This is a genomic window from Candidatus Pseudothioglobus sp. Uisw_086 (assembly GCF_048085745.1).
Lineage (GTDB): Bacteria > Pseudomonadota > Gammaproteobacteria > PS1 > Pseudothioglobaceae > Pseudothioglobus.
In genome coordinates this window covers 62151-75065 of sequence record NZ_CP159803.1, presented here as the reverse complement: position 1 = coordinate 75065, position 12915 = coordinate 62151, and the positions used below count along the sequence as shown (strand labels likewise).

Annotated in this window: 13 protein-coding genes and 1 tRNA gene; 4 read left to right on the top strand and 10 right to left on the bottom strand. The window is 36.9% G+C overall.

Annotated features, from left to right (window positions below):
• The first annotated feature begins 3 nt into the window (after window positions 1-3).
• A complete protein-coding gene (locus ABXT49_RS00385; RefSeq protein ID WP_271541667.1) occupies window positions 4-225 on the top strand; it encodes a hypothetical protein in 222 nt (73 codons plus the stop codon).
• A gap of 340 nt (window positions 226-565) precedes the next feature.
• Here the strand turns inward: ABXT49_RS00385 and ABXT49_RS00380 are convergent.
• Window positions 566-642 (bottom strand) — tRNA-Met (locus ABXT49_RS00380).
• A 142-nt stretch (window positions 643-784) separates the two neighbouring features.
• On the opposite strand from ABXT49_RS00380, the gene coaE reads away from it, so the two are divergent.
• Window positions 785-1399 carry a dephospho-CoA kinase gene (gene coaE / locus ABXT49_RS00375; protein ID WP_416652190.1) on the top strand — a complete coding sequence of 205 codons (615 nt, stop codon included), beginning with the start codon at window positions 785-787 and terminating at the stop codon, window positions 1397-1399.
• A 27-nt stretch (window positions 1400-1426) separates the two neighbouring features.
• On the opposite strand, the gene ABXT49_RS00370 is transcribed toward coaE, so the two are convergent.
• Entirely contained in the window at window positions 1427-3808 is a 2382-nt protein-coding gene (locus ABXT49_RS00370) for an ABC transporter permease (RefSeq protein ID WP_416652189.1), read from the bottom strand.
• 136 nt (window positions 3809-3944) lie between these two features.
• A complete protein-coding gene (locus ABXT49_RS00365; RefSeq protein WP_416652187.1) occupies window positions 3945-4610 on the bottom strand; it encodes an ABC transporter ATP-binding protein in 666 nt (221 codons plus the stop codon).
• Between the two features lie 27 nt (window positions 4611-4637).
• On the opposite strand from ABXT49_RS00365, the gene ABXT49_RS00360 reads away from it, so the two are divergent.
• Window positions 4638-5282 (top strand): arylesterase, encoded by a 645-nt coding sequence (locus ABXT49_RS00360; RefSeq protein WP_416652184.1) that lies wholly within the window; start codon window positions 4638-4640, stop codon window positions 5280-5282.
• Between the two features lie 6 nt (window positions 5283-5288).
• Here ABXT49_RS00360 and ABXT49_RS00355 read toward each other — a convergent pair whose 3' ends face one another.
• Both ABXT49_RS00355 and rsmI read right to left on the bottom strand, forming a co-directional pair.
• On the bottom strand, window positions 5289-5603 hold the full coding sequence (locus tag ABXT49_RS00355) for a (2Fe-2S) ferredoxin domain-containing protein (RefSeq protein ID WP_416652182.1): 315 nt from the start codon (window positions 5601-5603) through the stop codon (window positions 5289-5291).
• Window positions 5600-6430 carry a 16S rRNA (cytidine(1402)-2'-O)-methyltransferase gene (rsmI, locus tag ABXT49_RS00350; RefSeq protein ID WP_416652180.1) on the bottom strand — a complete coding sequence of 277 codons (831 nt, stop codon included), beginning with the start codon at window positions 6428-6430 and terminating at the stop codon, window positions 5600-5602. The genes ABXT49_RS00355 and rsmI overlap by 4 nt, the downstream gene beginning before the upstream one ends.
• A gap of 156 nt (window positions 6431-6586) precedes the next feature.
• Between rsmI and ABXT49_RS00345 the strand changes: the two genes are divergently transcribed.
• Window positions 6587-7309: a BON domain-containing protein gene (locus tag ABXT49_RS00345; RefSeq protein ID WP_416652179.1), complete on the top strand. Its 723-nt coding sequence runs from the start codon at window positions 6587-6589 to the stop codon at window positions 7307-7309.
• Here the strand turns inward: ABXT49_RS00345 and ABXT49_RS00340 are convergent.
• The 5 genes from ABXT49_RS00340 to infB are packed head-to-tail and all read right to left on the bottom strand — an operon-like array spanning window position 7306 to window position 12909.
• Complete coding sequence (locus ABXT49_RS00340; protein WP_416652178.1) at window positions 7306-7884, bottom strand: ribonuclease HII; 579 nt, start codon at window positions 7882-7884, stop codon at window positions 7306-7308. The two genes, ABXT49_RS00345 and ABXT49_RS00340, sit on opposite strands and share 4 nt — an antisense overlap.
• Window positions 7877-9151 (bottom strand): phosphoribosylamine--glycine ligase, encoded by a 1275-nt coding sequence (gene purD / locus ABXT49_RS00335; RefSeq protein WP_416652176.1) that lies wholly within the window; start codon window positions 9149-9151, stop codon window positions 7877-7879. Before purD ends, ABXT49_RS00340 begins: the two co-directional genes overlap by 8 nt.
• 40 nt (window positions 9152-9191) lie before the next feature.
• A complete protein-coding gene (gene truB / locus ABXT49_RS00330; protein WP_416652174.1) occupies window positions 9192-10103 on the bottom strand; it encodes a tRNA pseudouridine(55) synthase TruB in 912 nt (303 codons plus the stop codon).
• Window positions 10104-10114: 11 nt separating this feature from the next.
• A complete protein-coding gene (gene rbfA, locus ABXT49_RS00325; protein WP_271541843.1) occupies window positions 10115-10453 on the bottom strand; it encodes a 30S ribosome-binding factor RbfA in 339 nt (112 codons plus the stop codon).
• 14 nt (window positions 10454-10467) lie between these two features.
• Complete coding sequence (gene infB, locus ABXT49_RS00320; protein WP_416652172.1) at window positions 10468-12909, bottom strand: translation initiation factor IF-2; 2442 nt, start codon at window positions 12907-12909, stop codon at window positions 10468-10470.
• Window positions 12910-12915 lie beyond the last annotated feature (6 nt).

Here is a 12915-nt window from a genome sequence, read left to right as displayed (position 1 = left end):
ATTATGAAAAGTAAAGTTTTAGAATGGTTTGGTGTTGTGACAGCAATAATGTATTCAATGATGGTGGCATTAAATATTGGAGTCGAATTTACTGGCTTTCTTTTATTGTTAGTGTCAGCCTTTTCAATTGGATATTGGGCTTACCTAGGAAGGCATAAGGGGATACTTTTTCTTCAGTTCTTTTACGCAACAGCAGGAATTATTGGAATGGTTAGGTGGTATTAGATGATTTCTGACTTGAACTAAAGTCCAAATTTCGTTTGATGTGTGAGGGAGGTATTATATGTATGTAGCCGATACTGGCAGGGGGTCCCCTGTACCTTCAAAGTCTGAATATATATGCGAATGATGGTAGTTTTTTAATAGTATTTATCTAAACCACTGGTTGTATGCTCTCTAAACCACTGGTTAAGGCGTATTAATTATAAAACAATTAGTAAATATATAATTATTAGCAACTAAGAAGGGCGATGAATTAAGGGTTGAAATCTGTTCTAATGTGTACCCAATGTGTACCCAAGCGTTATTTTGATTTAAGTGAAAAGGCTAAAAGTCTTATAGTATATGGTGGTTATGGGTGGACTTGAACCACCGACCCCAGCATTATGAATGCTGTGCTCTAACCAGCTGAGCTACATAACCAAAAAGAGCGCCTATTATCGAAATTTTTCTTGAAAAAGTCAAGCTAAACCAGCAAATAAGCACCATATTATTATCATTCTTCCAGTATCAGCTTGAATTCAATATAAAATTTAGTTACTTTCATGCACTTAACTTAATTTTAATGGAAAAGAAAGTTCTTAAAATTGCCCTTACAGGGGGAATAGCTTCAGGAAAAACTCTAGTAAGTGACTTATTAGAAATTCATGGTTGTTATATCATTGACCTAGACATTATTTCTCGGGAAGTTGTATTACCAGGATCAGATGGCCTAAAAGAACTCGTAGAGGCTTTTGGAAAATCAATACTTCTGTCTGATGGAACCCTTGATCGTAAAAATCTTCGTGATGAGCTCTTTAAGAAAGGAAGAAATAGAGCGCAAATTGAGCAGATACTTCATCCAAAGATACTCCAGAAAATGCACTCTTCAATGGATGATTGTAGAGAAGGGATTATGATTGTAGTAATACCTCTCCTAGTAGAAAAAGAACTATGGGGGCCATTCGATAGAGCTATAGTTGTAGATTGTGAAACCGAAACGCAGTTGATACGACTAATGTCTAGAGACAATATTGATAAAGAAAAAGCAAAAATAATGCTGCTTTCTCAATCAAGTCGAGAAAAACGCCTTCAATTAAATAATTATATTCCTACGGATGTTATTGAAAATAACTCAAAAATAAGTGAGCTAAAGGATAAAGTAAACACCCTTAATCAACGACTACTTGGACTTATCTAGTACTTAAATTACTTCTAGCTCTAACAATTACTCATTACGAATAAGTGGATATACCTTGGGGCTAAAGATACTTTTATTTGCTATCAAAATAAGTACAAAAGATACTGTTGCAGTTGTCAATAAAATCCAAAGCGTCAGCCCTAAATCAAATTTCCAAGTTAGCTGAAGGGTATTCTCAACAACAAGATATGACCCCAAGACGGCAACTGATAGTGCAAAGAAAATCAAGGTGAAGTATATAACAGCAAACTCTATCGTCATTGCTTTAAGTATCGTTGGAAAATCCACACCTAATATTTTGTAAATCAAATTATTGTATCTTCTAAATGTTGTTTGAACCATGACTGCGCTGACAATTACAATCAAACCAATCACAATAACAATTAAAGATATTCCAGTTACGGCTATAAATATTTTATTTAATACCCCGCTAATTTGAGACAAAATCCTATCAACTTTTATAGCTGATACGTTAGGAAACCTCTCGACAACAAGGGCCAGAATATCATTAGAGGATAAGTCTGACTTAAGCGTTCCAATATATTCATAAGGAAGCTTTTTAGCAAAAGCTTTATTAATAATAATTGCAAAGTTAACAGAAATATCCCGGTAATCAACCTCTCTAAAATTCTTTAAAGTTCCAGTGACATCCCTACCCAATATATTCAGTGTAATCTTGTCATTTATCTTCATGCCTAGGTCATAAGCAGCTCTACTGTCCATGGAAATGAACATCTCATTTTCATTACCAGGTTCCCACCATTCACCCTCAATAATTGGGTTATCTGGCTTTGGTTTTTCTGCCCATGAGATCCGCCTATCGCCCCTAACAACCCATGCAGATCTATTGTTTTCTGAAACAAGCTCTTCTATAGGCGTTCCATTTAGGGAGATAAATGAAGCACTCGCCATTGGGCTAAATTCAAGCGCTACATTGGGATCCATATTTTTAATAAAAGACTCTAAGTCACTTTTAATATCTCTATCGATGCTCACAAAAAATAAATCTGGCGCCATCGATGGAATGCTATCTGATATTTCTTTTTTTAAATTATTGGCTACAAAACTCAAAGTGAGAAGAAGTGTTAAACCTATACCTAAAGATATTGTCATGATCGGTGCAAGTGATTTTTTTGCAACAATATTCCTGTACGCAATCCTATATCCATTATTAGAAAATTTGTGAAACCTTCTAAGAAAGAAAATTAACAGTTTAGAAACGCCATAAAATATAAGCATCGTAATAAAAAATGCTAAAAAGTATAGGACTGTGTAATATTTTTGCTCAGTCTGAAGAACAAAATAAGTGGTCAAAATTGTAACCAGAATCGCCAGTAAAATAATATTCTTTAAAGAGAAGTTTAGACTTACCGGCTGAAAAGTATTACGAAACAAAGCAACTGCTTTGATCTCACTGATTGAATACAGTGATGGTATTGAAAAAATCAAAACAACTAATAAGCCAATGAAAAAAATATTTAGATAGCCTATCAAGCTGACAGTTGGCTGAAGATCAATGCCTAAAGACTTTGGTAGAAATTCGTTCGCCAACAAAGGGCTAAAAACCCCAAATAAATAGGCAATAATTGATGTGCCTATTAATATTAGAATAATTTCATAAAAGTACATGAGTTGAATAAAATTCGAAGAAAAACCGATCGATTTTTTAACCGCAATACTAGTATTTCTTTGGTTAACGAAAGAAAGCAAGGTGTTGCTGATTCCAATGCCCGCAATTATCATTGCGCTTACTGACACTAAATTTAAAAAGTTAGAAAAGTTATCAATTATCCTATTTAAACTTCGCCCACTCTCACCTGGAAGTCTAGTTTCAATACTATCATCATAGGCAATAATTGATTTAGCCAATCGAGTTTGCTCGCCTTCTTCATTAGAATTACTAAACTTCAGCCGGTACTCATGATCAAGAAAACTTCCAGCTGAGCTCAGTCCAAATTGATCATAACTTGACTTACTAATTATTGCAAATTCGCCAAAAACAGCTCGCTCTGCAAGATCTGGAACGGATAAAACCAAACCGCCTACGTTAAAACTTTTACCCATAATTACAACATCATCACCAATCTCAACTTGGAGTAAGTTTTGAATGCTCTCGTTAATTAAAACAGTTGGCTTTTCTGTATTTAAAAATATTTTTTCAGCAGCGCCCTGAGGTGTTGTAATAATCTCGCCATAAAGTGGGTAGTTATCATCTACTGCCCGAAGCTCAGAAAACACAGGCGACTGACCTTTTTTTGAAACCATGGTTGCAAGCTCAATTGTTGAGCTAACTTTACCTAGATCCTTTAACTCTTCAAACACTAAACTAGGTAACGGGTCAATACCACTTGTAATTTGAATGTCGCCACCTAATAACTCTTTAGAGTTTGCTTCAATTTCATTATTCAAAGCCTCCTTGACGGAGAACGTCAGAGAAAGCAAGAGTAAACTAATAAAAAGGGTGCTCGCGACAACCCATAATTTTTTATAGCTTCTAGAAAAATCTCTTATTGCATACTTATTAATTAAGCGCAGTTGCTGAATATCAAACAATTTGACCGTCCTTAATTTCAATAATACGATCGCATCGCTCAGCTATTGAATTGTCATGGGTTACCATGACTAGTGAGGTTTTACTTTTTTTGGTGTAATTAAAAAGCAGATCCATCATACTTTCTGAATTAGCACTATCTAAATTTCCAGTGGGCTCATCTGCCAGAATAATTTTAGGCTTATTGATTAGCGCGCGCGCAATGGCAACTCTTTGTTGCTCACCACCAGAAAGTTCACTTGGAAGATGATTGAGCCTATGGTAAAGACCAAACTCTGCAAGCAATGCTTTAGCATCGTCGTCTTGATTATATTTTTGATTTGCCTCGAGCGATAATAAAACATTCTCAATAGCGGTAAGGTTAGGAATTAAATAGAAGGATTGAAAAACAATGCCAATATTTTTTCTTCTAACTTCTGAAAGTTTGTCTTCTTTCAGCCCAACAATTTCTTCATTATTAATCTTAATTGAACCTTCAGTAGCAGTTTCAAGGCCTGAAGCAAGCATAATGATTGATGTTTTTCCTGAACCACTTGGTCCAACAATAGAAATAATCTCTTTACTGTTTACTGAAAAATTGATACGCTTTAAAACTTCTACTACATCGTTTTTAGAGCCGTAATTTAACGAAACATTATTGAACTGTATAGCTTCACTCATCGCTTAATCTAATATAAAATTCGGGCAATGATTATCTCAAAAAAACTAAAGCTAAAAGCACTATTTATTGGCTTAATATGCATATTTTTATTTACCGGTGCTTACGCTGAAAACCCTATAAAAATTATGCTCTATGGAGACAGCCTGATGGCTGGATATGGGCTATCTCAAAACGAGAATTTAGCCTCAGAGCTCACGCGTAATTTTGAAGATAGCAATTTTACAGTCAGCGTTATTAATGCTAGTATTTCTGGAAACACTTCTAAAAATGGCCTCTCCAGAGTGGACTGGTCTCTTGGAGATAAGCCAAACATAGTGGTTGTTTGCCTTGGTGCAAATGATATGTTAAGGGGACTTAATCCATTGTTGACAATGGAGAACCTTGACTCAATAATCACAAAGTTTAATCAAAGTAACTCGATTGTAATACTCGCTGGAATGCAATCTCCTGAAAGTATGGGGCCAGATTATAAAATTAAATTTGATGGAATTTATCCTCAACTTGCTACCAAATATGACTTAATTTTTATGCCTTTTTTACTTAAAGATGTTGCTTTAGAAAAGAAGAACTTGCAGGCCGATTATAAGCACCCTAATAAAAGAGGGATCAAGATAATAGCGAGTAACTTATACCCATATATCCTTGAGGGCATTAATCGACTTGAGAAATAACTAAACCTATTTAATTACTAATCGCTCAACTACCTTGCCACCCTCTAAGTGAGATGTAAGAATCTCTTCAATATCCTCTTCATCTATGTATTGATACCAAATGTTATCAGGATAAACAACTGCAACGGGTCCATTCTCACAGCGGCCTAAACAACGAGATTCACTAACACCAAATTGGCCTTTGCCCAATGTAGAATTCGCGCGACATTGGTCTTTAGCATAACGATAAAGCTCTTTCGCGCCGTTTTCTGAGCAGCACTGCTTCCCATCTTGTCGAATATTGTTGCAGAAAAAAATGTGATGTTTGTAAAAATTATTCATAACTCTATAGCCTTATTGTAGCAATGCTTTTTATCGATACCAGTAATTTTAGCAGCCAATTTTGCCGCTTTTGATGCGCCCATTTCAGCGCAAAGGATTGGCAAAATTTTCCCTAATTGGTTTTCAGCATCAACAAGATCTATTTTATCAGCTGAAGATATTAGTATTACAAATTCACCTTTTTGATGCGCTAAATCAGCAGCAAGGTATTCGATTACATTCTCTATTATGTCAGTGCGGATTGTTTCAAAGGATTTGGTCAGCTCTTTAGCAAGACAGACCTTGCGCTCATTTCCAAATACTTCCAACATGTCCGTTAAAGTTGCCAATATTCGCTTAGGCGACTCGTAGAAAATAATTGTCTCATTAAGGGCAGTTTTATTCTGAAGATATTTAATTCTTGCAATTTTTTTTGAAGGCAGAAATCCAAAAAAAGAAAAGCTATTGCTTGCTAAGCCAGAAGCTGAAAGGGCTGTAATTATTGCACTAGGTCCTGGGATAGGTACAACCTCAATCCCTTCTTTTTTTGCTTGTGAAACTAAAAAATAGCCTGGATCACTTATCAAAGGAGTTCCAGCATCACTTATAAGTGCAACTGAATTACCCGAATTTAGCTCCGAAATAATAGATTCAGTCTTCTCTCGCTCATTGTGCTCATGAAAAGCTTTTAGTGGCGTTGAAATTTCAAAGTGTGCAAATAATTTTTTGCTATGTCTCGTATCTTCAGCTAAAACTTTATCAACATTCTTTAGTGTTTCGATTGCCCTATAAGTAATATCATTCAAATTACCAATTGGAGTTGCAACAATAAAAAGCTTTCCTACCATACTAATGTCTTAATAAATATTCATACCATTATGCTTTAATAAGCAAGTCTATTATGAAAACTTATCTATGTAGTTAGCTTAAAAAAATACTAATTCTGCATTAAAATGAAGCAATGTCTACTTTTAAATTTTTTACTAACTAGGGATAAGGAGCAAATGAAAAAAATAATTATCGTGTCTGTGCTCCTCATCTCATCCACTTTTTTGAGCTCTTGTTCACCAATAGTTCAGGGTGCTGCAGCTGTAACTACTGTTGCAACAATGTCAAATGATCGTCGCACAATGGGTGAAATTATAGATGATAAAACTCTCTATATAAATTTAGGAAACATAGTCAGCAAAGATTCAGCACTTGATAAATCACATATTAACTTTAATGTTTATAACAAGTCTATATTGATGACAGGTGAAGTGTCAAGTGATGAGCTTAAAAATTATTTAGATGAGTTGGTTAAGATTCAAACTCCTAGTAATGGCCAGCTTATTAATCAAGTTGAAGTGCTGCCAAATAGTAGCTATTTAAGCCGTGCTAAAGATGCCGTCATTTCTGTACAAATTGAGGCCCTATTCTTAGATCAAGAGGTATTCCACCCAACTCATATTTCAGTACTTACTGAAGCGGGAGTTGTCTACTTAATGGGAGCTGTAACAAAAAGAGAGGCAGAGCATGCTACTAATATAGCTAGTAGGGCTAAAAATGTTAAAAAAGTTGTCAAGCTTTTCAATTACCTTTTGGTCAGGCCTGCAGAAGAAATTGAAAGAGATAATAAGAAAAGAGAGGAGGCAGAAAAAAAAGCTGCACTCAAGTTAAAACAAGCGGAACTTGAAGCTGCTCAAAATGACCTGCAGAATCAAATCAACGAACTAAACTCAAACTAAAGATTTTTTATTGGCCTAAAAGTAAATCGATGCTGCCCATCAATTGGGCCGTGATTAGATAAGGCAATAAGATGCTCTTTCGTGCCATACCCCTTGTGATTTTTAAACCCGTATTTAGGAAATCTTAAATCTAATTCCTTCATTTGCCTGTCTCTTGTAACCTTTGCAATAACTGATGCAGCCGAAATAACGGGCTCAGTCAAATCTCCTTTGACTATTGCACGGCAATTATCAACATCTGGACAACGATTTCCATCAACAAGAACTTGAAATATCTCATCTTGATTTTGACTTAACAGCTGGTGCTGTAAACTATTTATTGCTCTTGTCATCGCAAGCATTGTTGCTTGCAATATATTGATCTCATCAATTTCAATGCTGCTAGCCTCAGCCACTGACCAAAAGCACTGGTTAGTAATCTGGCGGTAGAAATCTTCACGTTTTTTTTCTGTTAATTTCTTAGAGTCAGTGAGACCCTCAATATAAAAATTAACAGGAAAAATTACTGCTGCTGCCACAACACTCCCTACTAAAGGGCCTCTTCCAGCTTCATCTACGCCAATAATGTTAAGCACCCTCTATACCTTTAAAGCCAATATCAGTTCTAAAGTAGCCCCCTTCCCAACTAACTGAATTAATAAGCCGATAAGCTTTTTCTTGTGCCTCTTTAATATCTGCGCCTAATGCAGTTGCGCAAAGAACTCGCCCACCATTACTGTTAATATTACCTGCATCCAACCTTGTTCCAGCGTGAAATATTTTGGAGCCAGCCACCTCTAAAGGGAGATTAATTACTTCTCCTTTTTTATACGAATCTGGGTAACCATCTGCAGCCATTACAATGCCCAAAGATGTTCTCTCATCCCATTCAGCCGAAACTTCATCCAGGTTACCTTGAGTTGCAGAAATACATAATTGAGCTAAATTAGATTTCAAACGCATCATGATAGGCTGCGTTTCAGGGTCTCCAAATCTGCAGTTATACTCAAGCACTTTTGTCATGCCTTTATTATCAATCATCAGGCCCGCATAAAGAAAACCTGAGTATGGCATCCCCTCAGCCTTCATTGCTTCAACAGTTGGTTTAATAACTTTTTCCATGGCATCTTCAAAAACCGAAGGGCTTACTATTGGCGCAGGAGAGTATGCCCCCATGCCGCCAGTATTCGGCCCCTTATCGCCATTATCTCTTGCCTTGTGATCTTGTGATGTAGCCATTGGTAGTATATTAATGCCATCAACCATGACGATAAAGCTAGCCTCTTCACCCATTAAAAATTCTTCAATTACTACTCTTGATCCAGCCTCTCCAAATCGATTTCCTTCAAGCATATCATTAATTGCAAGTGTGGCTTCATTTAGAGTATTTGCAATAATTACCCCTTTTCCAGCAGCTAGTCCATCCGCCTTTATAACGATAGGCGTGCCTATCTCCTTGACATATTTAATTGCAAGCTTAGATTCAGTGAAGACCTTATAAAATGCTGTTGGGATATTGTTTCTATGCATAAAATCCTTAGAGAATGCTTTTGATCCCTCTAATTGAGATGCTAGTTTTGAAGGTCCAAATATTGCCAGGCCTTCATCTTGGAAATTATCAACCACCCCCATAACTAAAGGAGCCTCTGGGCCTACAATTGTAATGTCTATAAACTCACTTTTAGCAAACGAAATTAGTGCTGAGATATTTTCAGGATCTATCTTAATATTTGATATTTTTTTCTCTAAGTCTGTGCCAGCATTTCCAGGTGCTACAAATACATGTTCTACTTCATCAAATAAAGAGCACTGCCAAGCTAGCGCATGTTCACGGCCACCAGAGCCTATTATTAAAACTTTCATAACTACTCCTTTTAAACACTAAGCTTGAAAAATTTTCCTCTCAAACAAAAACCCTTTTAGGCCAAACTTCAGATAAAACATTATTCTCACCAATACCAATAAACTGTTTTTTTTCGTCATAAAGCTTAATTTTTTGCCCAACATCTAGACCAGGAAACTGAACCTTTCTTCCATGTTTAATATCAAGTGTTTGTTTAGCATCCAAATAAAGCCCTTTAAGGTTTGGCAGCATGTCATCCGCACAAAGAAGAGTTGAATCAAGTTCGCTTAAACCTTTATTTTTTAGTTTCACTAGCTCCTCAAAAGTTCTAGCTTGGGATATATCAAAATGAGTGAATCCAACTCTTCTTAGCTCAATAACATGCCCACCACACCCTAACGATTCTCCTATATCTTCAATCAAGGTTCGAATATACGTGCCTTTTGAACACGAAACTTCTAGGCTTAAAATTTCCTCTTCAAAGCCTTGGAACTTTATCTCATGAATTGTAACTGGCCTGGCTTCTCTTTCAACCTCAATGCCTTTTCTTGCAAGTTTATAAAGAGGCGTTCCGTTTCTCTTAAGTGCAGAGTACATTGGTGGAACTTGATTGATACTGCCTGCAAAATCTAACAAAACATTTTTGATGGCTTGCTCATTTACTCCTTTTGTGGAGTCAAAATCAACGACCTGACCATCTGAGTCTCCCGTGTCGCTTATTTGGCCTAATTTACCACGCACAAAATAGCGCTTATCGCCATTCAACAAGAACTGTGCAACTTTTGTTGCTTGCCCTAAACAGATTGGCAAGAGTCCACTTGCAAGAGGGTCAAGACTTCCAGTATGTCCAGCCTTATTAGCATCGAACAATCGTTTTACATCTTGCAGGGCAGAATTGGAACTGTGGCCACTAGCTTTATCAAGAAGTAAAACTCCGTTGATGTCTCTACCTTTTGGTTTGCGTTTAGACATTATTTATGGGTTTAAATTTTACTTAAGAGATCATCCATTCTAGCCCCAGCATTTGGAGCTGTATCATAAATAAAGTTTAGTGATGGGGTATGCCTTAAGTCTAAAGTTTTTGATAAAGATTTTCTAAAAAAACCACTCGCCTTATTAAGCAAAGCTGCGACAGATTTCTGAGAAAGCTCTTCGACTGAGAAAAAAACTTTTGCACTCGTTAAATCACGAGTAACAATGACGTCAGTAATAACAACCTCTTGGAGCCTAGGATCTTTCGTTTCTTTCGATAACAAGAGGACGAGTTCACGCTTAATAAGTTCGTTTACTCTTTCGGTCCTAAAACTTATTTGTTGTGCCATTTAGAATCTCTGTCCTATAATGTTCTAGCGCGCTCTATACGCTCAAATACTTCAATTTGATCTCCAGGCTGAACGTCTTTGTAATTTAAAACTCCAATTCCACACTCAGTACCAGACTTAACTTCTTTTATATCATCTTTAAAGCGCCTTAGAGATTCTAGCTCACCTTCATAAATTACAACACTGTCTCGCAATACACGAATTGGACTATCTTTCCTTACAACTCCCTCTTCAACCATACAGCCCGCAATATCTCCAAACTTAGGTGATCTAAATACATCTTTAACGCCCGCAATTCCAATAATATTTTCACTTAATTCTGGACTTAGTAAACCACCCATAATTGCTTTAATATCATCAATTAAATTATAAATAATACTGTAATACTCAATTTTAACACCTTCAGTATCAGCGGCCTTTTTAGCAACAGAGTCTGCTCTAACGTTAAAACCAAAAACAACTGCTTCTGAAGCACTGGCCAAAGAAATATCAGTATTATTAATTGCTCCTACGCCTGAAGACACAACTTTTACTTTAACTTCATCAGTTGAGAGCTCTTCTAAAGCCTCAACCAAGGCCTGTGCTGAGCCGCGTACATCTGATTTAATTATCACATTAACTGTAGAAATTTCACCCTCTTCCATAGTGGCGAAGAAGTTATCCATCTTTTCAGCTTGCTGCTTTTGAAGCTTGGACTCTCTATCTTTTGACTTTCTAAAGTCTGCTACCTCTCTTGCCTTACGCTCACTAGCCACAACAAGAACCTCAGCTCCAGAGTCTGGGACACCTGATAGACCTAAAATTTCAACTGGTGTTGATGGTCCTGCCTTATTAACTGGCTTACCATTATCATCAATAATTTGTTTAACTTTTCCATACTCTTGGCCCGCAATAACAATGTCACCTTTCTTAAGTGTGCCTGACTGAACAAGTATAGTAGTTACTTTACCGCGTCCTTTATCTAAGCGAGCCTCAAGAACCACGCCACTCGCTGGCTTATCAACAACAGCCTTAATTTCTGACATTTCCGCCGTTAAAGATATACTTTCTAAAAGCTCATCAACACCTGCTCCTGTGAGTGCTGAAACCCCAACCATTAAAACATCGCCGCCCCATTCATCAGAAATAACGTCATGTGTTGAAAGCACTTGCTTCACTTTATCAAGATCTGCACCTTCTTTATCTATCTTATTAATGGCCACAATAATAGGCACATTTGAATCTTTAGCATGCTTAATAGACTCAATGGTTTGGGGCATAACGCCGTCATCTGCTGCGACCACAAGAATTACAATATCAGTTGCGGTTGCTCCGCGAAGACGCATTTTTGAAAATGCGGCATGTCCTGGAGTGTCAATAAAGGTAATTAAGTTTCCCTTTTGCTCAACTTGGTATGCGCCGATATGTTGAGTAATTCCACCAGCCTCAGAAGAGGCTACTTTCGACTTACGAATATAGTCTAGAAGTGATGTTTTTCCATGATCGACATGACCCATAATAGTTACTATTGGAGGTCTTGGGGTAGAGTCTGCGTCATCATATGTCTCTTGAACTAAAGTATCTTCAACTGTCTCCTCACTACTTGCAACAGGTATATGCCCCATCTCCTCTACCACAAGCATCGCTGTATCTTGATCGATTACGTCATTAAGTGTGGCCATAACGCCCATACCCATCATGACCTTTAGCACTTCACCTGCTTTAGTCGTCATTTTGATCGCTAACTCAGATATTTTAATAGTTTCTGGTATTAAAATTTCATGCTTTACGGGCTCAACTGGCATATGAAAGCCATGCTGCGCCTGCTCATCCTGAGTTTTCTGTGAAATATGTGTTCTTTCTTTTTTCTTAAGTTTTCGATTTGGATTATGCCTAGCAACGTGAAGCTGTTTTCTATTTGATGCTGGGGATGGAGTAGCCCTTAGTCTCTTAGGACTCTTCTTTGAATCATTTGATTTTTCTGCCTCTAATTTTTCCTTCTCTTTTTTATCCTGCTCTTCCTTTTCGGTTAATTCTTTTTGTGTTTTTTGAGCCAACTGCTCTTCATTTTTAATTTTTTGCTGACGAACCACATCATTTCTTTTCGCATCATGCTGCTCATCTTTTTCTTCGGCAATTCTTCCAGCCTCCAAAGCTGCTTTTGCTTTTAATATTGCAGCGTCGTCAACCTTTTCAGTTGGAGCAACTTGAGGAACTTCACGTTTCTTTTTTACCTGAATTTTTACACCACCAGAAGATGATGAATTAGAAGCAGGTTTTGTTGTTTTCCTAGAAACAGAAATACTTGACTTAGTGCTGGAGCGCTTACTCAAGCTAGACATTAGAACCTGCCGCTCATCTGCAGAAATATTCGATTCAGCTGATTTTCCTGAAATGCCTGCCCCAGATAAAATAGATAAAACCTGGTCAGGTGTTTTTTTGAGTAATTTTGATAAACTTTCTACAGTATGTGCCATATTTTT